Below are 26,862 nucleotides of genomic sequence, written 5' to 3'. Positions count from 1 at the left end.
TCCAAAGTCATATATTGAACTTGTAACATCCTATAAGATATATGCTTAAGGAGGGATGAGAGCGTGAAATGTCCAGCATGTCATACAGAAAATGCAGTAGAAGCAAAGTTTTGCGGGAATTGTGGACATTCGTTAACCGAAGAAGTAGTAGCAAGTGGTGTCCAAGAAGAAAATCAGCAATCATCGCATGCAGAGCAAGCGAAGGAAACTCGTCCAAATGAAACGGTAGAGCAAGCAAAGCGGTTTACGAGTGGCTATTTTCGGTTTTTTAAACAGGCATTTCAAGCACCGACAGCGATTATGCAAAGTGGCAATGTCGAAGTGCGAAATGGAATTGTCAGTCTTGTTCTTATTTGTTTTTTAGGAGCATGTATTTTTTATAGAATGATGAGTGCTGGTGCAGCTGTTACGAGAACGCTAGTGCCAGAAGTATATACTCCTACATTTTTTGGAGAATCTGTAACGGTATTTTTCTTTTTATTAATTTTAACTTTGTTTGTTGGATTCATTATTTTTATAAGTGGTAAGATGATGAAATCCTCTTTTTCGTTTCTTGAAGTATTCGGCATATGGGGAACGATAGCAACGCCGGTTATTGCTATATTAGTTCTTACTTTTCTTTTTAGTTTCTTATTAATCTTTTTCTTACCGATATTATTATCGTTAGCTACAACTTATATAGGGATTAGTATAATTGTAGCCATATTAAAATTAGATAATGGCGGATTAGATCTTGTTTACACACTTCTTATCGCAAATGTTTTCATTGGAATCGTAACATTTATTGTACTTTGGTCTTACATTAGCACTGTAATTCAAGCCTTTACACAGGGATTAACTGGCTTCTAATGCAAAGGTGGTTGAATGGATGAATGTATGTACAAAGTGTGGAACGCAGTTTGTAGATGGTGTGCAATTTTGTCAAAACTGCGGTACAAAGAGAGAAATTCCAGTAGTGAAGAAGAAAATGGGGAGCGGTACAAAAATTGGCATTACACTTTTAGCACTACTTGTTATAGCGATTGTTGGATTGTATTTGTATGGATCATCGTATTATGCGCAGGTGGCACAAGTAGACCGGATGATTACGATTTTACAAGAGAGAGACGGAGAAAAATTAGCTGAGATTGTTACGACAGATGACCCATCGGTTATTGTAACGAGAGAGAGTTTCAAGCCTCTATTTTCATATATAAAAGAAAATCCGTCTTACGTGAATGAATTGAAACAATATTTAAAGCAAGGTGAAAAGCAAGGGGACGGAATTGAAAGAGCGGATTTTTCTTTAACGAAAGACGGGAAACATTACTTTATATTTGATCGGTATAAATTGAAGGCAAGGACGTATTATACGACTTTGCTTTCAAATGAAAAAGGTGCATCTTTAAAAATGAACGGAAAAGAAATCGATAAGACAGAAGACAAAAATTTTCAGAAGCAATATGGACCGTTTCTTCCAGGAGCTCAAGTGTTTCAAGTGGAATATAAAAATGACTATGTAAAACTATCACGCGAGGAAAAAGTTGTACTTATGAAACAAAGTCAAAATAATGTAACGATAGATTTAACGTTGCAAGGGCAATATATTACAGTTCAAACGAACGCGCCTGGTGCGACATTATATGTGAATCAAAAGCCAGTTACCGCATTGACCGGAGAAGAAATTACGTGGGGTCCCGTAGCAACTGATGGAAGTGCGACGATTTATTTAGAACGCAATGGAGACAGCGGAAGGGAAACGACAAAAGTAGAAACGGTAACAGCACTTTCGGCTTATAACCTTCCATTCGAAAAGAAAAGCGTAGAAAAAACAGTCGTTTACAATGTTACTCCGCCACCTACGACTGGGTATGTATATAATGGTTTTATCTTCCCTGATAGTGATATTCGAAAATTAACGAATGCAGATTTAACGTATGTAACGAAAGAACAGTTGAAAATTGCTAGAAACGAAATATATGCAAGACATGGAAACATATTTCAAACGAAAGATATGCAAGCGTATTTTTCAAAACAGTCTTGGTACAGAGAAAATCCGTATTTTACAGGGAATTTAACGGATATTGAAGCTTATAATGTTGAATTGATCAAATCAAGAGAATAGAGTGCATAAAAAAGGTACAGTGTATATTACTGTACCTTCTCTATGGTTGTTTAGCTGGACCAGGATCTCTTGAGAAAAAGATGTGAAAGAGGAATGTGACTTTACTTGCTCCTCCTGATGTACTAGCTTGCACATCAGATAATGCACTAGATGTTAAAACACCTTCAGAACGAGGCGGTACGACTATTTTGAGGGCATCATCTGATTCTGATGATGCAGTAACTGTTATTGTATCATCAGATAAGTTCAAAATTTTAACAGTACCGATTGGTAAGATGGACTTGCCAGCGTGTGATGCTGAAGCGAAGCGAGAGCCTTTCCAAATAGTTTGAGCGAAAGTCTCATCATTAGATAACCAAGCGCGAGCACTATAAAGTGTTGCGTTAATAGAAAATTCTTGGTCAAGCGACAAGGCGGCTTTCGGTTCTTGCGGTTCCTCTGGAAGCTGGGCGAGAAGGCCTGCGCACATGTATGTTTCACCTACTTTCAATAGTAACTGTTATAGCATATTAAACATGTTGTTTATAAGACACGACGGTTACCTATTCAGGCATAGGTTTGTGCACTAAATTTGTAGATGAAATATTATTTCTTTACAATGGGAATAGGTGTTATTTCTGTAAAATATGGAAAATGTAAAGAGTAGGTAAAAAAGAAGGAGTGGTAAAGTGAACTATGTCATTATTGGCGGAGATGCAGCTGGGATGAGTGCAGCCATGCAAATTGTAAGAAACGATGAAACTGCAAACGTTGTGACGTTAGAAAAAGGTGAAATCTATTCATACGCTCAGTGCGGATTACCGTATGTTATTAGTGGTGCTATTGCTTCGACGGAAAAATTAATTGCACGTAACGTGAAGACGTTTCGTGATAAGTACGGAATTGATGCGAAAGTGCGACATGAAGTAACGAAAGTAGATACGGAAAAGAAAATTGTGTACGCAAAGCATACGGAGACGAAAGATGTTTTTGAATTTACGTATGACCGTTTATTAATTGCGACGGGAGTGCGTCCTGTTATGCCAGAATGGGAAGGACGAGAGTTACAAGGCATTCATCTTTTAAAAACAATTCCAGATGCTGAGCGTATATTAAAAACGTTAGAAACGAACAAAGTTGAAGACGTAACAATTATTGGCGGTGGTGCGATTGGACTGGAGATGGCAGAAACATTCGTTGAACTCGGTAAAAAAGTGAGGATGATTGAGCGAAATGATCATATCGGTACGATTTATGATGCAGATATGGCGGAATATATACATAAAGAAGCGGATAAACATCATATTGAAATTGTAACGAATGAAAATGTAAAAGCGTTTAGAGGAAAAGAGCGAGTAGAGGAGATTGAAACGGATAAAGGTACGTATAAAGCAGATCTTGTTTTAGTATCTGTCGGAGTAAAGCCAAATACTGATTTTCTTGAAGGAACCAATATACGTACAAATTATAAAGGGGCAATTGAAGTAAATGCATATATGCAAACGAATGTGCAAGACGTATATGCTGCTGGTGATTGCGCGACACATTATCACGTTATAAAAGAAATTCATGATCATATTCCAATTGGAACGACTGCCAATAAACAAGGACGACTTGCTGGACTCAATATGGTTGATAAACGAAGATCATTTAAAGGTACGTTAGGTACAGGCATTATTAAATTTATGGATTTGACACTCGCGAGAACAGGCTTAAATGAAAAAGAAGCGAAAGGGCTCAATATCCCGTATAAAACAGTTAAAGTAGATTCAACAAATATGGCGGGCTATTATCCAAGTGCGAAACCACTTCACTTAAAATTGCTATATCGCTCCGATACGAAGCAATTGTTGGGTGGACAAGTAATTGGGGAAGAAGGTGTAGATAAGCGTATTGATGTGATTGCAATGGCGCTTTTCAATAAAATGAGCATTCACGATTTAGAAGACGTCGACTTAAGTTATGCACCACCATATAACAGCGTTTGGGATCCAATTCAGCAAGCAGCAAGGAGAGCGGAGTAGCACTTTTAAAGTGCTACTTTTTTTGTAAAGGGAAGTAATTTTTTTTATTGAATAATAAAGAGGGGGAAATAGTTACATATAGAAAAGGGGATTTTTAAAAATGGTTGTAGCACTTCAAAGAATTCAAGAATCAGAAAAAGAAATATTACGTAATTTGTACGTATTATACCTTCATGACCTTTCTAAGTTCACTATGAATATAACTATCGGAGCGGATGGTTTTTTTGAATACGAAGATTTGCACATGTTTTGGAAAAATGACGGAATCACTCCGTATTTTATAAAGGTTGATCATAGTATTGTAGGATTTTTATTACTATTAGAACGTCCATTTTTGAAGAAAGAAAACGATTTTTGTATGAATGACATTTTCATATTGAATCAATATAGGGGAAAAGGAATCGGTAAACAAGTTATTGAAAATTTACTAGAAGAGAAACGAGGACAGTATTTCGTTATCGAACTTCTAAAAAATGTACCGGCAGTTTCGTTTTGGAAGAAAGTATATAGAGAGTTAAACATTGAATTTGATGAACGAAAACAAATGATTGTTGATGATGAATGCCTCGTTCAAACGTTTAAAATATAATGAAATAAGTGTTCCTAGTATATTACTTTGAAATTTAGCTTTATCCCGCTATTTGTGGGAGTCGGGTTGCTCGTAAACGCCCGATTGGTGAGGGCTGATAATCAGTGGGGGATGAACAGCCCTCCTACCGATTAAAGTTTCACTTTATTTTGAATATAAGGTTCACCCTTGAAAACAAAGTACGTATCGCTTATATTGTCATATAGTATTTGTTTTTTAACAAAGCAATGAACGAACCAGGGGGCGCAGTATGGCAATTAACATGAAAACAATCGAGGAATGGATTGCGGAATCAAACGCAAGACAGGAAGAAGATTTTGGACACGTTGTTGAAGAGATGAAAGAAGTATGTGTCGGACTTGATAATGCGACATTAATTTATACGAAAAATGTATTTTGCTTCGGTAAGAAAGTAGAAGTATTGTTTTTCTTCCAAGACCATGTCGTTATCGGACAAGAAAAAGACGAATATGTTGAGATTGAAAAATTAAAGTATGATGCCATTACAAATAGTAATTTAAAAACAAATGACAAAAATACAACGTTAGAATTAAAGTTTGCTAACGGACAAACTATCAATTTAGATAGTTTAAATGATAACTATGGTACGAAAAATTGGTTATTTGCAAGACAAATTAAGAGTATCTTTAAAGTAATCTAGTAAAAAGCACGCCGGTGGACGGCGTGCTTTTAATTATGCAAAGACCCTTTTAACCAATTCCGCGCTCGATACGCCCCAACAGGAATTTGAATAAGTGATGTTTCATTTCCACCATCAATCCCGTACAATTGATCACAAGAATTTGTATCAAAACTTAGTAACGGATGACCACCCATCCCCATAGCGGTCGCAGCGAAAACGAGTTTATGAACGAGTATACCAGCTTCCATTTGGTGAATGCGATATCCTCTATAGCCTAATGCACGTGTGTAGTAATCCTTCTTTCCAACTACATGTAAGCAAAGTGGTACTTGAAAAAGGTTTACGTTATCCATCGTCATACTAGACTGAAGGGGGTAACGAAGGTCTCCATACCGAATTGGGTGTATGGAATGTGTTTTACTGTTATAAGCATAAGCCCCGTTTTCAATAGTTTTTACGTTATAAAAACATCCATATAAGGAGACGCGTGCATTTTCATTTATATACTTGCCATCAAGGTCGTTGTAATAGGGGAAGGAGAGACTCGCTTCTTGTAGTAAAGTAGCGAGCTCAGCTGCATCCCATTTCGTTAAAGTAAAGTCATCGTTAGGGGAGTACCGTTCTTTACAAAGTTGTAAGAAATTATACGATAAACGCTCTACTTTCGGTAGCTGTACAGTGTGCGCATGATGTTGATAGTACTCTTCATGAGCTAGTGTTTGGAAGTGTTCTGTCGATTCAATCATAGATGCTTCATTTATTTTTGTTATCATTGGATATCCTTCCACATGTTTGGAACGAATGAAATGCTCATGTGCTAAAGGTGGAATTTGCTGCAATAAGTCATGAGAAGTAACGGTTTTATTTTTACGATAATCATCGTGGAACCAATCTATATTCGGTTCTGTACTTAAAGGAATAACAGCATACACACTTTCTTCTCCTTCGGTCAGTCCGAGTAAATGATTGATTGCACGGTCTAGAAATTGAAAGTATATGCCATTTTTGTAACCGAACTGTTTCGCACATTCGAGTAATTGACCGATGAGAACGCCGCTATCTAATCCTTGCAGACGATACGAAAAGTTATTGTATTTAAAAAAGTTTTTCCAAAACATAGTGGATACAAATGCAGCACCAAAGCAAGAATGTATGTTACAGCGATTGCCGAGTGTGTCTGTAAGATAAGAATCGAAATTTCCTTCGCGAAGTAAGATAAGTCGGTGATGCGCAGCGTCATAATGGTAAATGCCGTCTGGATAATGATCCAATTTTAAATATATATACAATTCATTTGGGTATAAAGCACCACCTGAAGGGATAGACCTCCGGAATAAATTTCTTTCGCTATTGAGCTGACATAATTGGGTTATACCAAATGAATACAAAAGGTAAGCACCAATCTCATCCAAAGTAGGTGTAGTAGAAGAGTTCGGCAAAGATATTGGGATTTCTGAAGAGAGAGGGATGACAGGTACATTTCGATATAACTTATAAGGAAGCGGTGCGTCTTCCCAGTTCACCTCATGATTCGGCATAATTTCATCAATAGTGAAATGGAGATGATGTAAAAAAGTATCTAGCTGCATGAAATCCCCCCTTTACTATGGAAATGGATGAGGATGTGGATTTAATTGTTCGTTTGTTAAAGGCTCAGCCCTATATCCAAGTGTCATCGGTACAGTGTACACTCTATCCAGTCCGGTAACACGAGTGAGATGGTGACCGAACGTCATCGGTAGCATGCCTGGGATCATGACTTTTACACAATGTAATCCGTTCTGCTCTATAAGGGGGACGGTTTGATCTACAACGATTACTTCGAGCCCAGATTGATGCAAACGATTTAAAAGTTGATGAAGATCAGATGTCAAATCCATATCAAACGATTGTAATGCATTCATTTCTTGGAACGATTGCACCGGAGCATCGTCACGTAAAAGGAAATGAAGACGTTCTTCCGTTTCTTTTAATCCGTACAGCATACTATGGTCTTCCATTTTATTAACGAGATAAGGATCTTGTAAGCATTTTTCGTAGTACTCTCTTTTTTGCTCGAGCTCATCATCTGCTATTAGTAACATGCCTGCTATTTCGTGAATTGCACTTTTTATAGCTCGAATAGGATCTAAATGAGAGCCCCCTGCACAAACAACGTTCATTCCATTTGCACGCGTATTTTTCGCAATTACCCATAAACTCGGGATGCCGTGTTCCATCGTCGCGTTAAAAACGTGTAATTCATACCCGGTAATCGTGCGTAACCGCTGAATCATTAATTGTAATTCCGTATCGTTTGCTGAGCTAAGATCAAGGCGGGGCAGAGGTAATTCAGCATACCAAGTGAGCAAGAAGGCATCACGCTCTACAATTTCTAAAATGCCGTGAAAAATTGCTTCTTCTAAACTACCACCAATTGCACAACCATTGGATGTTTCATATACGAAAGCATCCCGATGACCGAGGCTATAATAAGCGATTGATTCTGGAACTAAAAGTGGCTTGTTTTGTGATAAAGAATAGCCCCATACCCAGTTTTGTTCATAGTCAGGATCAAACGACTTAAACGGAAAACTATCACGATTATAATGTTCATTTGCATGTACACCGAGTGTGAGGGGATTCAGTGCATGATCCTCTAAATCATGAAAACTACCATGCACATTTGTCTTTTTTCCTCGAGGTGACATACCACAATATCGTTCTAAACCTTCTAAAATAGCAGTTGCTTCACTCAGTGCAAATGAATGGGTTCGACCTGCAACACCTTCATTCCCAAACATTAACGGCATGTTTATAATGACGTCAGCGAATGGTAATAAAGAATGCTGCATTTTTCCATTCAACATACCAACCCGGTAATCTAAATAGTCTCTCGTTAAAAATGTATTTAGTTCATGAATAGAACGACAGCGATACGTTTCAGCACTTGTTTTTAAGCTCGGTTGTAAAGAAATCTGTGCCGCATCCGCAGTATCAGCAGGTAAATTACTACATATAGGACAGAGAGGATCTGGAAGAAAAGAATGCCGCGTACATTGCAGTGTTTGTAAGTTTAGTAAAATGAGTTCATTTTCTAAAGAAGAATGTCCGTGAGCTAATATTTTCTCCGTTTCAGCATGAATGAGCTGGCACATTTGCAGAATGCCATTTTGGGTGGCGCGTACATCACGCCTCGTTACGTGCTCTGATTTCAACGCATATTTCCGCTGTAATTCCCACATTTCTTGTTGATCAAATCCGGCGATAAAGCGTCGTCCATCGGCACAATGGGTGCATCCCGTTGCAAGAGGATGAATATAAGGTCCAATAACACCTTCACCAAATGAAGTAAACGCACGTAGCCACGGAATATGATTGGAACGAAAAACAAGCTCAGCATCATGATGAATAGTAGAAGGAGAGCCGTCATGTAATACGAGAGCGAGGTTGATATTTTCAGGGAGTTCGTCTGTAATTGTATGTTGGCGAATGATGGAATATTGTTTGCGTAATTGATCATGTACATAGTCTGCAAGTAGGCCATCTCCTATAAGCAATATATGTTGAGTCATAGACCGTCCTCCTTTGCAATTAATACCCCGTACACACCATCTAAATTTTCTTTCAAAAATGATTCAATCGCTAAATCAAACACGAATGGATAAAAATTATGTTCTCCTAAATGCTGCAAGGCAAGCTGTAAAGATTGCACATCTGGAATCTCTTCGTCCGCTTGTATTTCTATTCGAAAAGAATCAGTGTCATATAAAATAATAGATGATTCAGGCAAAACAGTAGCTCTGTATGGAGTTTCTTCATTTTGAATGTGAAGAAGAGATAGTTGTAGTGCGTTACGTAACGCTAACGTCATATTAATACTGGATGCGCCATACCATCTATCATTTACACCGACCCAAACGACTGGAAAACTAAGAATCTCTTCACTCATTGCTATTTTAGGTGCTTCATGAATTGTAGAGAGAGCATCGTAATAAAACTTACAATGTGTATCATGAATTTCAGCTAGGTCGATCGTTGTAATTTCTTCTAGCATATGTGATTGCCGCTCATATAGTTTATTGTTTAAATGTTGTTGTAGTGCCCGGTATACACCTTCTGTCATCGTTTCCCCAGCACCAATACCGATATCGTTATGTTCAGGAATAAGGCGATGAATGATTTCAGCTACATATGTTTCAATTCCTGTTAAACCAGCTTCACGGCGAGCTTCATTATGAGTCAAACTAGCGCAAGTCATAAGAGGCAGGAGGGAAGCGGGACCATCGGATAGTGGTGTAGCTACTTGAATATTGCATTGTGATAACGGTAGTTGATATGAATTTTGTTCATCCCACACATGGAATATACCAGCTTCTTTAGAAGTTAATGAGTCGAAAAAACGGAACAATTCAGTTGAAGTACGTTGGTTGGACCGCTGCGCAAGTTTTTCGGTAAGATTTTCTATTGTATCAATTGTAAAACTTTCATCAGTTGCGAGAGGATGTTTTATAAAAGGATGCCATGTCCCTTCGAGTGTTTCACAGTTTAATAAAAAGAATTGTGGCTCTTTTTCTCGATATGAATCATCAGCGACGTGTTTAAATAATTCAAAAACAATTATATTTGCTAACATTGCGCCAGTAATTGGTGAAAAAGGAGCTGATGCATTTTCATTTTGCAAAGTAGTTTCATGTAGCCGATGCCAAGCTGATTCCCAGCATTCTTCACGATCAGCTGTTACGACAGGACCAGCCAAACCGAATGTTGATAAACAAATGGCGGGTATGAAGTTCTTTCCTACTTCCTTGCAAATCGTGTGAACTGTTCTTAAGCCTTCAATGTCTCCATTTTGAGAAACGTATAAAATCCAGTCAAAGGGTTCGAACACTTCATGCAGGGGGCGGTCAATTGTAGTATCTATTTCTTGAACAAGTACATTGTCATCAACTTCATATGCACGTTCTACTAGTTCATGAATTCGGTCGTAATTTGTTTCCATATAATCTGTGACAAGGTAATGAAATGTAGGTAATCCGGATTCTAGTAAAGAAGAAACTAAGGAAGTAAGCATATCCCCAGAACCAAGTATAAGGACATTTGCTGCGCGGTACGTCTGGAATTTTAAAGCACCTGAATGAGAATCAGCTTCTAGAAATTCAATTTGCGAAGCATACCTATCGAGTAATGCACTGTTTAATTCATGAGGTGCATCTTGACTTACATCACGAACAAAACCATTTTCATATAAAATCTCTCCAATTTCAAATACACGATGTTGATAGGGGAGAGGGAGACCATCGGTTATTTCTGCTAAAGAATGATCACCATTAAACATAGGCATTAATTTTTCAATCCAGTTATAAATTCCATCACCGTCCATGCGGAATGAACTGGCGTTATTTCGAAAATAGACACCCCCGTTTGAGTCGGGGAGGAAGAAAGTATCCTTATTTGCTTTAAGCTTTGCATGAGCTGGAAGGTTATTCATTTTAATCCTCCTTACGTTTTAGGCATACATTATTAGCTTATGTCATGAAATTTGTCCCGTATGAACGCAATAAAAAAAGGCTGTAGAATGATTTATTCTACAGCCTCTAATAGACTATTAGTCTATCAACCTTCTAATAATAATGATTTTGGATCTTCAAGCATATCTTTAACAGCAACAAGGAAGCTAACTGCTTCTTTACCATCAACAATACGGTGATCGTAAGATAGTGCAAGGTACATCATTGGACGGTTTTCCATACGTTCTGCATCAATTGCAACTGGTCTTACTTGGATTTTGTGCATTCCTAAAATACCTACTTGTGGGCTGTTTAGGATTGGTGTTGACATTAGAGAACCGAATACACCACCGTTTGTAATTGTAAATGTACCACCTTGTAGCTCTTTTAATGAAAGTTTATTATCACGTGCTTTCATACCTAAATTACGAATTTCGCTTTCGATTTCAGCGAAGTTTAATTGGTTAGCATCGCGTACAACTGGAACAACTAATCCATCTGGAGCTGCTACTGCAATACCGATATCATAGAATTTTTTAATGATAAGCTCGTCGCCTTGAATTTCAGCATTTAATAATGGGAATTGTTTTAATGCTGCAACAACTGCTTTTGTGAAGAATGACATAAAGCCAAGACGTACATCATGTTTTTTCTCGAAAGCATCTTTACGCTCTTTACGTAATTCCATGATTGCACTCATATCAACTTCGTTAAATGTTGTTAACATTGCAGATGTTTGTTGTACTTCTACAAGACGTTTTGCAATTGTTTGACGGCGGCGGGACATTTTCACGCGCTCAACTGGTTTTTCAAATTCCGTTTTTGCAACTGGAGCAGGAGCTGGACTTTTTGGAGCAGCTGGTGCTTCTTTTGGTGCTGCAGCATGAGCTTGTACATCATGTGGTCTCACACGTCCAAGTGGATCTGTGCTACGTACGTCGTTTAAGTCGATTCCTAATTCACGAGCCATTTTTCTAGCAGCTGGTGATGCGATAGGACGGTTCGTATTTGGTAAACCTTGTAGAGCCGTAGCTTGTTCAGCAGTTGGAGTAGCAGCTTTCGGTGCTTCAGCTGTTTCTTGTTTTGGTTGCTCAGCCACTGGTGCAGGTGTACTTACTGCCACTTGTGCGCCATTTGCATCTAAAATTGCGATAGTTGCGCCAACTTCAACTGTATCCCCAGGCTCGCCTAGTAACTTTGATACAATACCTGAATCTTCTGCAATGATTTCTACATTGACTTTATCAGTTTCAAGCTCAACAACGCTGCCACCTTTCTCAACTTTGTCACCTACGTTGATAAGCCATTGTGAAATAGTTCCTTCTGTAATAGATTCTGCAAGCTCAGGTACTTTAATTTCGATCATTTTAAATGTCCTCCCCTTATTTGCCTAACGGTGTGTTTTGTCTTCTTTAATCTTCGGTACTCTCCATTTGTTAGCTCGACTTGGGCAGAATATCTGCCCAAGTCGAGCCGGGAAAAATTCATTGTTACTTTTAGTTGCTATAAACTTCAATTTCTTGTTTATCTTGACGGAAGTTATACTTCACATCTAAAGCGTGCGCCACAATTAGTTCTTGCTCAGCTTTGTGAGCGAACGGATCGCCACCAGATGGGCTAGAACGATCTGGGCGTCCAATGTAACCTGTTTTCACTGTATCTCCAGCTAGTTCGAACAGAATTGGAGCCATGTAATGCCATGCACCCATATTACGAGGTTCTTCTTGAACCCAAATAATTTCTTCTAAGTTTTTAAAGCGTTTCATAATAGATTGAACTTTTTCAGCAGGGAATGGATACAACTGTTCAATGCGAACGACATGAACTTCATCTAAGTTGTATTCATGTTTACCAGACTCGATTTCCGCTGCTAAGTCAATCGCCATTTTACCTGTACTTAAAACAAGACGTTTAACTTTATTTGGTTTCATGCCAAGGTTTTCTTGTTCTAAAGCAGGTTGGAAACGTCCTTCGCTTAACTGACTAGCAGTTGAAAGCGTAAGTGGGTGACGTAATAAACTCTTCGGCGTCATAAGTACTAAAGGTCGAACAGCTTCTGTTCCTAAAATAGATGCTTGACGACGCAAGATATGGAAGTACTGTGCTGCGCTCGTTAAGTTTGCAACTGTCCAGTTGTTTTCAGCAGCTAACTGTAAGAAACGCTCTGGACGTGCACTAGAATGCTCTGGTCCTTGACCTTCATAACCGTGTGGTAATAGAAGAACTAAACCAGATTTTTGACCCCATTTTGCTCTTCCAGCTGAAACGTATTGATCAAATAATGCTTGCGCAGTATTTGAGAAGTCACCATATTGCGCTTCCCACATAACAAGAGTTTCTGGAGCAAATACGTTATAACCATACTCGTAACCAACAACAGCAGCTTCTGATAACGGACTGTTATGAACAGAGAATGAAGCGTTAATGTTTGGTAAGCGATGTAATGGTGAATATGTTTCATTTGTATCAGTATCGTGTAATACGATGTGACGATGCGCGAATGTACCACGCTGTGAATCTTGACCAGTTAAACGAATTGGCGTACCTTCTTGTAAAATAGAAGCGAATGCTAATGACTCAGCAAGTGCCCATTCAATTTTACCGTTCTCTTCAAGAGCATCTTTACGGCGTTCAAGAATTTTCTTCACCTTCGGATATACGTTAAAGCCTTCTGGCCAAGATAATAGACCTTCATTCATTGCACGAAGTGAGTCAAGTTCAACACCAGTATCAATTGGCTGAATGCCTTTTGCAACAACATCTGGTACTTTAACGTGAATTGTTGCATCGCTCGTATCAGCTGGTGGTACTTGTGCATAATCAGATTTTAATTGTTCTTGTATAAATTGAGTAATTGTTTCAACCTCATCTGCATTTAGAACACCAGCAGCTTGTAATTGATCTGCATAAATTGCTCTTACAGTTGGGTGATTTTTAATTTTTTTGTACACTTGTGGTTGCGTAACTGCTGGGTCATCCATTTCGTTATGACCGTAGCGACGGTAACCAATTAAATCGATTAAGAAGTCTTTTTTGAACAACGTACGATATTGAATCGCCAGGTTAGCAGCAGCAAGACAAGCTTCTGGATCATCAGCGTTCACGTGAACAATCGGAATATCAAAACCTTTTGCAAGGTCGCTTGAATATTTCGTAGAACGAGAATCATAGCTATCAGTCGTAAAACCAACTGCATTGTTTGCGATAACATGAATTGTTCCGCCCGTTTGATACGCGTTCAATCTGCTTAAGTTTAGTGTCTCAGATACAATACCTTGACCAGGGAATGCAGCGTCACCATGAACTAAAACTACGAATGATTTAGAAGTATCTTGTTCTGGAAGACCAGACTTTTTACGATTTTCTTGAGCCGCACGTGCGAAACCTTCCACAACAGGATTAACGAACTCAAGGTGACTCGGGTTATTTGCTAATGTAACGCGAGTGCTAACTTCTTCATTCCCAACGACTTGTTCTCTACCTAAATGGTATTTCACGTCGCCAGTCCAGCCAGCATTTGCCACTGCGCCTTCTATTTTTGCATGTTTGAATTCAGCAAACATGTGAGTATATGGTTTTTCTAATACGTGAGCAAGTACGCTTAGACGACCGCGGTGAGCCATACCAATCATGACATCTTCAACGCCGCCCTTAGCACCTTCTAGCACAATTTCATCTAGAACTGGTACAAGCATATCAACGCCCTCGATAGAGAAACGCTTTTGCCCAACGAATGTTTTATGCAAGAATTGCTCGAAACCTTCAACAGCTGTTAAACGTTTTAAAAGAGCAGTTCGTTTTTTATTTGATAATGGTTGACGCAATGAATTTGATTCCACCATTTGATGCAACCACGCGCGTTCTTCACTATCTTGTATATGTGAGAATTCATAAGCTAAAGATTTTGTATAAACGTCTTTTAATCTATGAATTACATCAAGTGCAGTGTGAATACCCTCTGGTGCATCTTGCCATACTGTTTTAGCTGGAATCGCTTTCAAGTCAGCATCGCTCAATTCGTTCATTGCTTTCTCAAGAAGAGATTGTCCGTTTGCAGCATCTTCCATCGGGTTGATGTGAGCCAACGTATGCCCGAAAGAACGAATCTGTTCAACAAGTTGAACGACTTTAAGAATTTTTTCAATGTTACCTGTGTTTTGAGGAGAAAAATGTGTTGCTGTGTTGTCCCCTGTTACGACATCATCTTGAAACGAAGGAGCTCCAAAAATTTCAAAAAGCTCTTGTAATTCCGGATCAACAGAACCTGCTCCAGTTACGTAAAGATCATACTGTTCAATAACATAACCAAGGTTCGGACCATGGAACTTGGCCCAAGGGTTTGTCGTTGTATTCTTCCTCGTCATTTGTTTAAACCTCCCAATGCATATAATCCTTTTCCTATACAAAAGGTGCATTTTGCTCTTTTTCAATAATTGATGAACTAATAATTAATGTAAATGTTGTCTTTACTCTTATGTTATTACAATAATTTACATAATACCAAACACTATTACTTATCTGTTTTGTAAAAAAACATTCACAATAACTTATCACCCAAGTTAATCTTTCATGTTATAAAGTAATTTTACAGAAAAATGGAGTGGATATATTTGGTATACCTACACTAACAACTATAATTGTTGCATTTACATATAGGTATAATAGTTAGAATGTTTCGATAAAATAAAGTTCGAATTATGTATATTGAAATAATAAGCGCTTTCATTGATATTATACAACAATATAACGGAATATAGTATAAAAAATAAAAAATTATGAATTTAGAGTAAACTTTATTTCGGTAGTGTTAAATATTGAAAGGAAAACGAAGGATTTCTACAAAAAAAGTGGCTAAACATAAAAAATGCTTCATAAACCGTTAGTTTCTATTAATATGCCGAAAAATACCGTAAAACAAATAACGCATTTCATCCAATAAAGCGGCAAATGAAATATTTTAAAAGGATAAAACAAATATGGAGATATTAAATTTTTATAAAAATGGAGAAGGGATATAGTAACGGATATATACATTGTTCCATGTTGCATTACAAAATAGACGTGCTGAAATTGAAAAAGTTTCTTCTATAATAAAGTGAAACTTTAATCAGTGTGGGGTTTGTCCATCCACCACTGATTATTAGTCTTCACCAATCGGGCAGTTATTTCCCACCTAAATTCCTCGCATTCACTGAATTTTGAGGTGGGAGTCTTACTGCCTGCTAATACGGGATAAATAGCGTGAAACAAACTGAAATATATGTAAAGGAAACTTGACGTAAAGTTTCCTTTACATATATACTCGATATAAGGGAGGAGGGAGAAATTTCCTTGGAAAATAAAATGGTCGAATATCGAAAAAAATTTGGACTATCTCAAGAAAAATTGGCTGAGAAACTTGGAGTTTCCAGACAAACCATCATTTCAATTGAAAAAGGGAAATATGATCCATCACTTCCATTAGCATTTGAAATAGCGAAAACATTTCAAACAACGATAGAACATGTATTTATTTATGAAGGAAAAGAAGAGGGGGAGAAAGGATGAATGATTCACAAAAGTACTTTGTTATTATGGGAATTATCTTTTTAATTATGAGTGGATTTATGATACTAGCAGGTATAATGACACATTCAGCACCACCAAGTCCTACTTATACGTTACTAGCAATGATGATTATGTGTTTCTGCTTAAGTTACTTACACCCGCAATTTAAAGAAAAAGATGAGCGAATGAAACTCATTCGTTATAAAGGGATGTTCTTCAGTTTTTTTGCATTAACAGCGTATTATCTCCTTTTCTCTATCGGCTTAAATTTAAAAGTAATGACACTATCTGCGGTTGAACTATTAAATATACTTATGGCACTTACAATGAGTACCGTCTTTATCTCATTTGTTGTTTTGGCAAAAAGATATTAAGATGGAAGAGAGAAAGGAAGATTAACATATGCAAATGATGTATGCTTTTGGTATGGGGATCGTTTTATTTTTAGCGGTGTTCCTATTCATTCGTAAAGACGTTCAAGGCGGGACGTTAACGAAACGAGGATTTTATAAAATGATTGGCTGTTTAGTTGTTATGTTTATAGCGATCATCGTAATGATTGTATTAATTACTCAATCATTATAAATTTTAAAAATGAAACCTTACTTTTTGTAAGGTTTTTCTTTTTGTATAAAAACCTAAAAATTACCACAAAAACCATTTACTACATGGAAGCTATATTGTATAATCCAATAAAATAATAGAAAAGGAGAATAGTATATGAATAAAAAAGCTATCTTCTTTTTATTAACAAGTCTACTACTTATAGCTAGTATTACTTATATAATATGTAACAAACGAGAACAAGTACCACCTATATTAGTATGGGAGGACCAAGAATACTACGTTACGGATGAACCTGCTCAAGTAGAAGAAGTCGGGCAAAGGCTCGGAGAAGTGACAAAGAAAATTGAAGCAAGTAAAGCACCTACTAAAAATAGTGAATCTAATACATTACAAGAAGAAACAGAAGTATTCACAATGATTGAAGAAAAAAAAGATGATCAATCGCCTTTAATCATAAAGGAACCTTATGGTGACGAATATAGAATAGCAAGGCCGATGCTAAAGCAAGTACTATAATAGAAAAGGAGACTCATATGCAGACAATAGCTTCATATCCGTGGTCGTTAAGAAAAATATTTGTCTTTTTCCTTTGCTTTATTCTGCCTCCTATCGGTTTCATTTATATTTTGATGAATAGAGAAGCACTACAAAAGAGAGATTTCATTTTATATGTATTATTTGCTGCTATTAATATATCGCTTTGGTTATCATTGATGATTTTTGATAGGAGTATGTGGATGGTAGCGGGGCATGATGTACTTAGCGTAATTGTTATTATTGTTTCGAATATGAATAAGGGATAACCCAGCAATTTTAAAGTTGCTGGGTTTTATTTTGATATTTATAATGAAGTAACAAATCTTTAATAGAGAGTAGTGGCGTTATGAGATGGAGAGCAGGAACGTTTGAAAAAATAGAAATAAACCATGTATCTATTGAACAAATTATAAATACATATAAGAAACAAAACTTAAATGGTGGAGCGGTTATAAGCTGTTTTAAAGTACATAACGAAAACTTTTTCAAAGAAATACCACATGGAGAAGATGGACACGAGCACTTTTTCAGAAGAATCTGCAACTCTTTAGATATAATCAATAACTTAGAAGAATTAAAAATACATACATCAGATAAATATAAGTTTCGTTTTAAAGAGCATCAGGCAGTCATGCTTGATGGTAGCATTGCCACTCAAATTTTGTGGGGCGGAGCGTATGAAGCATTTCAAGAACGACCGGTTGCTGCGAAGCAATTAGCGATTAATGTATGCCAATATATGTTCCAAGATCGATACGAAGATATTAAAGTGTTTGAAAGTTACCGCCCTTGGACAGATTGGTTTTACGATGTTGCATGGGATGCTACTTGGATGGTATTAGATAGTAAGGAGTATAAAATGTGGTTAATTTGTGCTACGGATACGGATTAAAAGATGAAGAGTCTTGTAGAAATGCTACAAGGTTCTTCATCTTTTGGGAAAGAATAGAAAATAAATCGTATAAATGTTATACTAAAAAATGTTTGTAATGTAAGTTTTATACTGTTGTATAGTGATGGCTTACTAGAAAAGAAAAGGTAAGGTAAGAGGAGAATGAACGTGAAAAAGGTAAAGAAATTATTGCTACTAATGATGGTAATAGGGTTAACAGTTGGTGTTCTAGCAGGATGTGCAAACCCGAAAGATACTGCTGAAGAATTTTTAACAGCAATACAAAAAGGGGATGTAGAGAAGGCTCGTACATTCGTTGAAAGTGACAAGGAATTTAATAAACTAAATGAAAAAACAGATGATGCTGAAGCAAAAGAAATGCTAAGCGCAATTACGAAAAACTTTAAATTTGAAAAACTAGAAGAAGTATCAAAAACAGATGACAAAGCAGAAGTGAAAGTGAAAATTACATCTGCTGATCTATCTGTTGCCGTAACGAAAGCAATGGGAGAAGTTATGCCAATGGCCTTCGCTAGTACCTTTAGCGAAGATAAAGAGCAATCTGAAAAAGCAATCGAAAAAACAATGACATCAGCTATCATTAAACACTTATCAGATAAAGATGCAGTAATGGCAACACGCGAAGTTACATTGAACTTAAAGAAAAACAAAGATGGGGACTATAAAATCGTTGCTGACGATAACTTGAAAGAAGTATTGTTTGCGAATGCTAAGGCTTTGGAGAAGATGTTTGGTGGGAAGTGATTGACTTACATAAAAAAGAGACATCATATCACGTAGTAAGGTGATATGGTGTCTCTTTTTTATGACCATGGAGAGGTTTGAACTTACGATATCCATTCTAAAAATTTTTATAAATATATAACATAAAGCTAGTTGTAACAGGGGAGATACTGTATTCTATGTTTTCTTAGGCAGATCCTGTAATGTAGAAAAGTAAAATTTTTGGACCAGATTTTAATTAGTTTTTTTTCAGTTTTAATGAGGAAGTGTACGAAGATGTTGTGACTATGCCTGCTGAATTGTGAAGTTAAATAAGACAACAATTTATTAGAGGAAGATTAGTTAGTTTAATTATAATATTTAGGTGTTTAACAGGGTTACTAATTAATTTCAGTTCTCCCATGAAAAATTAAAGAAAAAGTATTGATGAACAAATTCGTGTTTTCAGTGAATGTGAGGACTTCTCTAAATAAAGGTGGTCAACACTATGTAAATAATTAGGAGTGCTAAAATATGCAAAATTGCATATTAATTATTTTAAATCTTATGCTAACCTTATAATGCGAAATATAACATTTGTTGGTAATGATTCATTTTTGAAGCATAAAAAATGAGATATTACAGTGAATTGTGTGCCATCGTCCTATATTATAAACGATAATAACGAAAGCTATTTGAGGTCCTTTGAGGGAAATAAGTTATTAAAGAAGATACCATATAGAAGATTTGTCGGAATTTCAGATGTTACAAATGTCATCTTATTTTTAATGTCTGATAAAAGTGATGCCATTAGAGGGCAAAATATTGTGGTTGACTATGGATATACAATTGTATAAATAAATCATCTTGGGAATTAAGGTTGTGGAGAATGAGTTTACTAATTAAAGATTTAACAAAGAAATTTGACGAGCATGTTGCAGTGAATAATTTGAATATCGAGATACCGAAAGGTGAAATATTTGGATTCTTGGGCGGGAATGGAGCAGGCAAAACGACTACATTTCGAATGATACTTGGACTTTTATCGAAATCAAGCGGAACCATTTCATGGAATGGTAAACCTATAAATTATGATGTTACAGATAAGATTGGGTATTTACCAGAAGAACGTGGTCTTTATGCGAAAATGACTGTCAAAGAACAAGTTAACTTTTTTGCAAAATTAAAGAATATGAAAAGTAAAGATGCAGAAAAAGAACTGCACTATTGGCTGGAGCGTTTTAATATAACTGAGTATCTGAACAAAAAGGTAGGAGAACTTTCAAAAGGGAATCAGCAAAAAATTCAGCTGATAACAGCGATTATACATAAGCCTGAACTCTTAATTTTAGATGAACCATTTAGTGGTTTAGATCCAGTAAATGTTGAAATGTTAAAAGAAGCTGTTCTTGATATGCAAAAACAAGGGTCTTCGATTCTTTTTAGTTCACATCGTATGGAACATGTGGAAGAATTATGCCAACACATTTGTATCATGCACAAAGGAGTACCTGTTGTTCAAGGAGACATTGCCAAAATTAAAAGTGACTTTGGTAAAAAGAATGTTGTAATCGTTGGCGATCATGACTTTGACCATTTGAAAGAAATAAAAGGTGTAGAAAGTATGAAGAAACGTAAGAATGCAGTTACTCTTAAAATTTCATATGAAGAAGTTTCGCATGTTTTATTTAAAGAGATAACGAAATTAGGGTATGTTAAAAAGTTCGCAGTAGAAGAACCTACATTAAATGACATCTTTATTGAGAAAGTAGGTGCACAGCATGAATAGTTTCTGGACGATTTTTTTACAAAACTATAAATCTAAGGTAAAAGCTAAATCATATATTGCTATTACAATCATAATTTCTATGTTAATTATAGGAATGATGAATTTTGACAAGATTTATGACTATTTTGCAGGTAACGAGGAAGAGCAAGTTGTCATTGTTACAGAAAAAGAAGAATTATATACAACTATTCATCAAGTGTTTAAAAACGTAGATAGTAAATTACATGTTAAATATAGTATGGATAAACAAAAAGCAGAATCGGGCGTTAAACATGGTGATTATACATATGCAATTGTTGTAGAGGAATTGGGTAATAAACAACTAAAGGCTACGTATATAACTGAGACAGATGTAAATCAGCAAGATGTTAGCAAGGTCCAAACGATTTTATCTCAAATACAATCTTCTAATTTCGCTCAGCAATTGAATCTATCGCAAGATGAATTAAAGGTGTTAACGACGCCAGTAGAAATTCATACCAAAACTGTTTCAGATAAGGTTAAAGATGGAGAACATACAGAGGGTGTAGGAATTTTAATTAATACCTTTATCATGCTAAATTATTTAATGATATTATTGTATGCTGCACAATTAGCTACAGATGTTGCAACAGAAAAATCTTCTCGTGTAATGGAGTTAGTTGTTTCAAGTATTTCGCCTACAAAACATTTATATGCGAAGCTATTCTCAACATTATTGGCAGGTATTACACAAATGATAATTTGGGGCTTGGTCGCAACTGTTGGGTATAAAATAGCAATTAATGAATCGAAAAATGATATTTTAAATAGTATTGATTTAAATTCTGTTGCTCCTACTCTAGTGGTGTATGGGATTCTATTCTTCACATTAGGATTCTTATTATATGGCTCATTATCTTGTCTACTCGGCTCTATTATTAGTCGTATAGAGGAATCTTCTCAAGCTGTTATGCCACTGATGTTTATGTTAATTGCTGCTTTGTATATCGCACTTTATGGAATGTCAAATCCAAGCAGTACGGTTGTTACCATTACTAGTTATATACCTTTCTTTACTCCTATTGTTATGCTCGTACGAATTGGATTCCTCAATATCCCAGTATGGGAGATTGCTCTTACATTAGCGATTCTATTAGCAACAATATGTATGATGATTGGTTTAACGAGCCGTGTTTACCGAGGTGGTGTATTATTATATGGTAAAGGTGCATTTAGTAATATAAAAAAGGCAATTAAGTTAGGGAAGAAATAAGATTAGCCCATTCATTTTTGGGACTTATATTTACAAAGAACTACATGGTTAATCTATGTAGTTCTTTATTGTTGTAAAATGTATATAAATAAATATAAAAGAATGTATTGTCAATTTAGAAAGCGTTGATAATTTAGAAAACCTTATGTTGCAAACGATAGAAAAAGAAGAGGTAGGATCATAAACACATATGCACCATTAGGTAAATACGTGGAATTTATAAAATAGGTAGGGACTGTTTCGTTCCCTATCTATCCATTTCTGAATATTAATATTCAATTTTATATATAAAAAAATAAGCTCCGAAAAGCTTATTTTTTCATGATTATTCTCCTCTTCCTATAACTGTCATTCCTGCTGTGTAAATTGTATCTACAGAACCATTAGCGCTTACAATTTCAACTTTGTAACGGTATGTTCCATTATCTCCAATATCTTCGCCATATCCTGTGAAAGTAGAAATTTCATCATTACTTCCAGCTGGAACCCATTGTTTTTTCCAATTGAAGAAAGTATCATATTCTCCCCAGCTATCCCCATATTTCTTTTCGATGCTGACATTGTAATGAATGTCCTCAGTTCGGTCATTTGTAATTCTTGCAATTACGTTTTGCCCAAATCGGTATTCCGTAGCGTGTACTTGAACTGTAACACCATTCACCGTTTCGCTAGGTCCACAGATATAACGACAGAACTCGCTTGCTCCGTCAGCATGTGCTTTAGTTGTATCAATGTTCATAACCGTGAAACCGCCCAAAGCTAAAGCTCCTGTTAATAATACTTTACCAAATGTTTTCACTTGAAATTCCTCCTAAGTATATTCTCAATTCGTTCAATAGATATCACATTAAGTAGTTTTATAACATGAATCTAATCGAACGCTGTTTTTCCTCGAATGTATTCGCTAGTAATCTTGTGTCGTGTAGTAATCTAATCTCTACATAAAATTCCATAGTTTTGATTCCATATATGTATCATGATTTACATAGAATAAATCTGTTAATACGTTTTGGGTATTTACTTATCCCACCTTCTTTGTTACCTTTTATTGGTAAAATGTTATTTTTATTATATACTACTATTACCTATTTACAAGAGAAAATAATCCTGTATGCAAAAGTGCATAATAAAAAACGAACCAATACTATAGTTCGTTTTTCATCATGCTAAGCCTGATAAAGTCTCATTAACATTTTCTTTAATTTTTTGATGATACGATTTTTTAACATCTTCAATTATAGATTTGTACCCTCATTCCATATCCTTTAACCATTCTTCACGTAGAAATATACTCGTGCCTTTCGTCCGTCTGAAGGGTTTGATTTGTCCCTTTTTCAATAGCGCATTCATACGAGCCATTGAAATCCTCAATATTTCAGTCACTTCCGAAGTCAATAAAATTTCTGTTTTGGCAAATTCCCTTTTATCGAATGGTTGCATTATATATACGTCGATCATAGCAATTACTCCTTATAAAAAATGGGCCTATGTTAAACATAGACCGTTGTATACCATTGTGCTGAGTAAGTGCTTGGGTTACCTCGTGAGATATGTTCAATTTGCTCAGCGGATTGAAAATCAAACAATTTTATTACATGCAGTAAATCACAGCATCTCGTTTCCTTGAGAATTTCCGCTACCAAACTTGCATCTTCTAACAGCCCATTTCTACATAGCGCTCCATTGTTCTGATTCCTATTTCTGTATCTTGATGCACGTAAATATGGCCATCAAAGCATACACATTCATTTTTTAATCAATAAACCCAGTCATAAATAAAATTTGTTGTAATATCGGTCATATAGAATATTTGAGCATTTTGTGTTCCATGAAATGCTTTTATACTATTAAACATAAGAAGGAATTGATTCAATGATTTTGGGGCGTGAATTCTGTTTTACTTTACTATCAATAAATCTTTCGAATACGCGTTCAACAGAATATTCTTTTGAAATTTTGCTAGTTTTCCGTTTGTGGGGTTGTCGTTTTTTTTACGATTTCTTTTTCTGTGAAGTATGTTAAAGACATAAAAAAAACTCCTGCATTCCCATTTAGAGTTAAAGGAGGAGTTTCGATCAAAACTTGAGCGGTACTCACCGTTAGTTTTGCTCAAAATATGAAATTATCAACAGTTGATACAAAAGGATATGACCCCGGAGAGGCTCGAACTCACGACCTCCACCCTGTCAAGGTGGCGCTCTCCCTGCTGAGCTACGGGATCTTCAAAAATACTTATGTAATAGCATCTTTAATAATAATGCTAAAGCAATTATATATAATTAACTGAAATTTTACAATATTTATACAGGAAGTTTTTAAAGATGGATCTTGTACAATCATGCTAGAAGTGAATAAAGGAATAATTAATAAGAAGGAAACTGAATAGAAAGTAGGTTTTAAATGTAGAGGTTATATTATTTACGATATTTATCTAAAGGGTTTTCATCGCTTAAATCAACAAGTAAAGGACATAAGAATAGCAAAGGTAAAGCAGCATTAGCATGATGAAAGGTATCGTTAGAAAGATATTGCCTTCCAAAACAATACGGACAATCTTTTTCAAATGTCATGAGTAACGACCATACATCTTTTATTTTCCACTTCGTCTTACAATATGTACAACGTGTCATAGAGTTCCTCCTCATTTTTAGTGTTTTTTAATATATTCCATTTAATTGTACGAAAGCAAAGTGTATTTGATGTGATAAAATGTAAGTTGTGTTGTTTTTATACGGATGTATTTAGTAATGTATGACAAATTGTATAACGTGTGATGGCTATGTAGAATAAGGGATTTTCACTTTCGATATTCAAATTGGCCAATATATCCTTTTTACAATTTACTTAAAATCATGTATAACAGAGATACAAGATTTTTTTACCCCGCATTAACGGGCAGTAAGATCCCCGCTCAAAATTCAGCGAAAGCAAAGAAGTTAGGTGGGAGATCAACTGCCCGTAAAAGCCCGATTGGTGAAGGCTAATAATCCGTGGGGGATGAAGAAAACCCCCACGGATTAAAGTTTAACTTTATAAATATTCAAGAGTAGAGGGAGAATTATTGTAATGGTAAGAAAAACGTTCAAGATGCGCGTTTCTAGAAATAGAACGATTTCGATTAATGGCTCGATTCTTGATGTAGATGTTACGCATGATGAGTTTTTGCAAGAGCTTGTTGAGTGGGTCGATTCTAAAGGTTGGTCATTTATGGGGATGACGGATGAGATTACGCCTGAGGAAGCAAGTCAGAAGTTAATAGATTCGTTGATTGATGAGAAGGATAAGAAAGAGTAATTCCTTCTTATTTTTATTGTATAATTATGTCCTTTATCGTAAAAATATGATATAGTAAAAAATAGTGATTTTTCTTCCAATTTAATACAAATTACATATAGATTGGTAGATTCATTTTTTATTTGTAGGAGTAAAGTGAAAAGGGAGAGTCATATGGTAAATTTTAAGAAGATTTTGGTTTTTATTACAGTTATTAGTTTGTTTTTATTGACACCTATGACGTTGCGTGCTGAGACGAATATTGGAGTGAATCCGGAGCAAGTGGCACCACCACCTAAGGAAGGGCCAAATGTTTTTAGTCAGTTTGCAGCTACGATTGATGCGAAAACAGGTGATTTGTTGTATGACAAAAATGCACATCATCGTGCGTATCCAGCTAGTGTGACGAAAGTGTTAACAGCGATTTTGTTAATGGAGCATACGAAGCCAGAGGATCAGTTTACATTTTCGCAATTAGCATTAGATCAAGAGAAGAGCAATTATCAAATTGAGTTTCAACCCGGTGAGACGGTGAATAGAAATACCGCGCTTATGATTTTAATGGTGTTAAGTGCGAATGATGTGTCGTATGCGATTGCAGAGCATATTGGTGGAAGTGTTGAGAATTTTGCTAATATGATGAATGAAAAGGCAAAACAGTTAGGTGCTACAGATAGTCACTTTGTAACACCAAATGGACTGCATGATCCGAACCATTATACGACGCCGTATGATATCGCTATGATTACGAGGGGTGTGCAAAAGTATCCTGAAATTTTGCAAGCGATGAATACGAAAAGAACGACAGTTACTACATCTAGGCAGACGGTGTCTATTTTTAATAAATCTATTTATTTTGAGAACCCATATAGTATCGGCGGTAAGACGGGGTTTACGAATGAGGCACGTAATACGCTCGTTTTATTAAATGAGAAAGATGGAAATCGTATTATAAATGTAGTAATGGCTTCTCAAAGACCTGAAATCTATGAGGATTTAAAGCAGGTGGCGGAATATTCTTTTGGGCAATTTACGAAACAAACGGTGCTAGATAAACATAGTTGGCATCAAAAGACAACGTATTTAAATAAAGATATTGATAGCGAACTTGAAAAAAGTGCAGAGCTTGTGCTTAAGAAAGATGAAGGGAAAAATGTGAAAACTATTTTTCGGGCCGCTTCATTAGATAAAGACTCTTTGTATCATAAGGGAATCCATCGTGGTGAGGTAGTTGGTGCAGTTGATATTACGAAAAATAATCAAACAATTGCGACGATAAATGTTCTTTCAAAAGAAGATGTTACTTTTGCGATGCCTAAAAAAGATACAATTGAGCCTGAAATAAAAGAGTCAAATGTGAAAGTGATAAGTATTGGGATAGGTGCGATTGTATTAGTTGGAGTCATTATATATGCTGTGGTGCGCCATAATAGACAAGGAATAAAATCAGAAGAAAAGTAAAAAAAGCATGA

At 36.0% G+C, this 26,862-nt stretch carries 26 protein-coding genes, 1 tRNA gene and 1 pseudogene; 17 read left to right on the top strand and 11 right to left on the bottom strand.

What is annotated here, in order from left to right; all coding sequences use genetic code 11:
• Positions 1-63 precede the first annotated feature (63 nt).
• Positions 64-849, top strand: coding sequence for a zinc ribbon domain-containing protein (locus JDS92_RS02840; protein ID WP_000650065.1), 786 nt, complete (start codon positions 64-66; stop codon positions 847-849).
• A gap of 19 nt (positions 850-868) precedes the next feature.
• Entirely contained in the window at positions 869-2,104 is a 1,236-nt protein-coding gene (locus JDS92_RS02835) for a TcaA 3rd/4th domain-containing protein (RefSeq protein WP_173781474.1), read from the top strand.
• A gap of 40 nt (positions 2,105-2,144) precedes the next feature.
• Here the strand turns inward: JDS92_RS02835 and JDS92_RS02830 are convergent, their stop codons facing one another.
• A complete protein-coding gene (locus JDS92_RS02830) occupies positions 2,145-2,573 on the bottom strand; it encodes a hypothetical protein (protein WP_002158834.1) in 429 nt (142 codons plus the stop codon).
• Between the two features lie 199 nt (positions 2,574-2,772).
• Here JDS92_RS02830 and JDS92_RS02825 point away from each other — a divergent pair, with 199 nt between their 5' ends.
• The 3 genes from JDS92_RS02825 to JDS92_RS02815 all read left to right on the top strand — a co-directional run bounded on the left by JDS92_RS02825 (position 2,773) and on the right by JDS92_RS02815 (position 5,357).
• On the top strand, positions 2,773-4,107 hold the full coding sequence (locus JDS92_RS02825; RefSeq protein ID WP_199631472.1) for an FAD-dependent oxidoreductase: 1,335 nt from the start codon (positions 2,773-2,775) through the stop codon (positions 4,105-4,107).
• 100 nt (positions 4,108-4,207) lie between these two features.
• On the top strand, positions 4,208-4,696 hold the full coding sequence (locus tag JDS92_RS02820) for a GNAT family N-acetyltransferase (protein ID WP_199631471.1): 489 nt from the start codon (positions 4,208-4,210) through the stop codon (positions 4,694-4,696).
• 250 nt (positions 4,697-4,946) lie between these two features.
• Positions 4,947-5,357, top strand: coding sequence for a DUF3908 family protein (locus JDS92_RS02815; protein WP_000996796.1), 411 nt, complete (start codon positions 4,947-4,949; stop codon positions 5,355-5,357).
• Between the two features lie 29 nt (positions 5,358-5,386).
• Here the strand turns inward: JDS92_RS02815 and JDS92_RS02810 are convergent, their stop codons facing one another.
• The 5 genes from JDS92_RS02810 to odhA all read right to left on the bottom strand — a co-directional run bounded on the left by JDS92_RS02810 (position 5,387) and on the right by odhA (position 15,192).
• Positions 5,387-6,928 (bottom strand): SagB family peptide dehydrogenase, encoded by a 1,542-nt coding sequence (locus tag JDS92_RS02810; RefSeq protein WP_097957208.1) that lies wholly within the window; start codon positions 6,926-6,928, stop codon positions 5,387-5,389.
• A gap of 15 nt (positions 6,929-6,943) precedes the next feature.
• Entirely contained in the window at positions 6,944-8,893 is a 1,950-nt protein-coding gene (locus JDS92_RS02805) for a TOMM precursor leader peptide-binding protein (RefSeq protein WP_052943559.1), read from the bottom strand.
• Positions 8,890-10,809, bottom strand: a complete 1,920-nt coding sequence (locus tag JDS92_RS02800) for a putative thiazole-containing bacteriocin maturation protein (RefSeq protein ID WP_087970705.1) — start codon at positions 10,807-10,809, stop codon at positions 8,890-8,892. Before JDS92_RS02800 ends, JDS92_RS02805 begins: the two co-directional genes overlap by 4 nt.
• Before the next feature lie 125 nt (positions 10,810-10,934).
• On the bottom strand, positions 10,935-12,194 hold the full coding sequence (gene odhB / locus JDS92_RS02795; RefSeq protein ID WP_052943557.1) for a 2-oxoglutarate dehydrogenase complex dihydrolipoyllysine-residue succinyltransferase: 1,260 nt from the start codon (positions 12,192-12,194) through the stop codon (positions 10,935-10,937).
• Between the two features lie 130 nt (positions 12,195-12,324).
• Positions 12,325-15,192 carry a 2-oxoglutarate dehydrogenase E1 component gene (odhA, locus tag JDS92_RS02790; protein WP_000197133.1) on the bottom strand — a complete coding sequence of 956 codons (2,868 nt, stop codon included), beginning with the start codon at positions 15,190-15,192 and terminating at the stop codon, positions 12,325-12,327.
• A 967-nt stretch (positions 15,193-16,159) separates the two neighbouring features.
• Here odhA and JDS92_RS02785 point away from each other — a divergent pair.
• The 10 genes from JDS92_RS02785 to JDS92_RS02740 all read left to right on the top strand — a co-directional run bounded on the left by JDS92_RS02785 (position 16,160) and on the right by JDS92_RS02740 (position 22,117).
• The gene (locus JDS92_RS02785) at positions 16,160-16,375 is read left to right on the top strand and encodes a helix-turn-helix transcriptional regulator (protein ID WP_000428507.1); all 216 of its coding nucleotides are present in this window, start codon (positions 16,160-16,162) and stop codon (positions 16,373-16,375) included.
• A complete protein-coding gene (locus JDS92_RS02780; protein WP_001000065.1) occupies positions 16,372-16,749 on the top strand; it encodes a hypothetical protein in 378 nt (125 codons plus the stop codon). Before JDS92_RS02785 ends, JDS92_RS02780 begins: the two co-directional genes overlap by 4 nt.
• A 28-nt stretch (positions 16,750-16,777) precedes the next feature.
• Complete coding sequence (locus JDS92_RS02775; protein ID WP_001178305.1) at positions 16,778-16,960, top strand: DUF3976 domain-containing protein; 183 nt, start codon at positions 16,778-16,780, stop codon at positions 16,958-16,960.
• Positions 16,961-17,095: 135 nt separating this feature from the next.
• Positions 17,096-17,458, top strand: coding sequence for a hypothetical protein (locus JDS92_RS02770; protein ID WP_098711121.1), 363 nt, complete (start codon positions 17,096-17,098; stop codon positions 17,456-17,458).
• Positions 17,459-17,475: 17 nt separating this feature from the next.
• Entirely contained in the window at positions 17,476-17,745 is a 270-nt protein-coding gene (locus JDS92_RS02765) for a hypothetical protein (RefSeq protein WP_001193096.1), read from the top strand.
• A gap of 80 nt (positions 17,746-17,825) precedes the next feature.
• A complete protein-coding gene (locus JDS92_RS02760; RefSeq protein ID WP_199631470.1) occupies positions 17,826-18,371 on the top strand; it encodes a hypothetical protein in 546 nt (181 codons plus the stop codon).
• A gap of 168 nt (positions 18,372-18,539) precedes the next feature.
• On the top strand, positions 18,540-19,136 hold the full coding sequence (locus JDS92_RS02755; RefSeq protein WP_199631469.1) for a DUF4878 domain-containing protein: 597 nt from the start codon (positions 18,540-18,542) through the stop codon (positions 19,134-19,136).
• Between the two features lie 602 nt (positions 19,137-19,738).
• On the top strand, positions 19,739-19,951 hold the full coding sequence (locus tag JDS92_RS02750) for an SDR family oxidoreductase (protein ID WP_307838327.1): 213 nt from the start codon (positions 19,739-19,741) through the stop codon (positions 19,949-19,951).
• Positions 19,952-19,983: 32 nt separating this feature from the next.
• Positions 19,984-20,883, top strand: coding sequence for an ABC transporter ATP-binding protein (locus JDS92_RS02745; protein WP_000054717.1), 900 nt, complete (start codon positions 19,984-19,986; stop codon positions 20,881-20,883).
• Positions 20,876-22,117, top strand: coding sequence for an ABC transporter permease (locus JDS92_RS02740; protein WP_001084158.1), 1,242 nt, complete (start codon positions 20,876-20,878; stop codon positions 22,115-22,117). Before JDS92_RS02745 ends, JDS92_RS02740 begins: the two co-directional genes overlap by 8 nt.
• Before the next feature lie 325 nt (positions 22,118-22,442).
• Here JDS92_RS02740 and JDS92_RS02735 read toward each other — a convergent pair whose 3' ends face one another.
• The 5 genes and pseudogenes from JDS92_RS02735 to JDS92_RS02720 all read right to left on the bottom strand — a co-directional run bounded on the left by JDS92_RS02735 (position 22,443) and on the right by JDS92_RS02720 (position 24,747).
• On the bottom strand, positions 22,443-22,916 hold the full coding sequence (locus JDS92_RS02735; RefSeq protein WP_199631468.1) for a hypothetical protein: 474 nt from the start codon (positions 22,914-22,916) through the stop codon (positions 22,443-22,445).
• A 452-nt stretch (positions 22,917-23,368) separates the two neighbouring features.
• Positions 23,369-23,575, bottom strand: a complete 207-nt coding sequence (locus JDS92_RS02730) for a hypothetical protein (RefSeq protein WP_199631467.1) — start codon at positions 23,573-23,575, stop codon at positions 23,369-23,371.
• Positions 23,576-23,607: 32 nt separating this feature from the next.
• A pseudogene (locus JDS92_RS30785) lies at positions 23,608-23,801 on the bottom strand (hypothetical protein).
• A gap of 464 nt (positions 23,802-24,265) precedes the next feature.
• Positions 24,266-24,338: transfer RNA gene (locus JDS92_RS02725), tRNA-Val, on the bottom strand.
• Positions 24,339-24,531: 193 nt separating this feature from the next.
• The gene (locus tag JDS92_RS02720) at positions 24,532-24,747 is read right to left on the bottom strand and encodes a hypothetical protein (RefSeq protein ID WP_000196285.1); all 216 of its coding nucleotides are present in this window, start codon (positions 24,745-24,747) and stop codon (positions 24,532-24,534) included.
• Positions 24,748-25,183: 436 nt separating this feature from the next.
• On the opposite strand from JDS92_RS02720, the gene JDS92_RS02715 reads away from it, so the two are divergent.
• Both JDS92_RS02715 and JDS92_RS02710 read left to right on the top strand, forming a co-directional pair.
• Complete coding sequence (locus JDS92_RS02715; RefSeq protein ID WP_000251867.1) at positions 25,184-25,411, top strand: hypothetical protein; 228 nt, start codon at positions 25,184-25,186, stop codon at positions 25,409-25,411.
• A 153-nt stretch (positions 25,412-25,564) separates the two neighbouring features.
• Positions 25,565-26,851 (top strand): D-alanyl-D-alanine carboxypeptidase family protein, encoded by a 1,287-nt coding sequence (locus JDS92_RS02710; protein ID WP_199631466.1) that lies wholly within the window; start codon positions 25,565-25,567, stop codon positions 26,849-26,851.
• Positions 26,852-26,862 lie beyond the last annotated feature (11 nt).

This window comes from Bacillus cereus group sp. N12, assembly GCF_016483575.1.
Lineage (GTDB): Bacteria > Bacillota > Bacilli > Bacillales > Bacillaceae_G > Bacillus_A > Bacillus_A toyonensis.
Note: the sequence above shows the minus strand (reverse complement) of the source record. Positions and strands in the feature narration are given on the sequence as shown.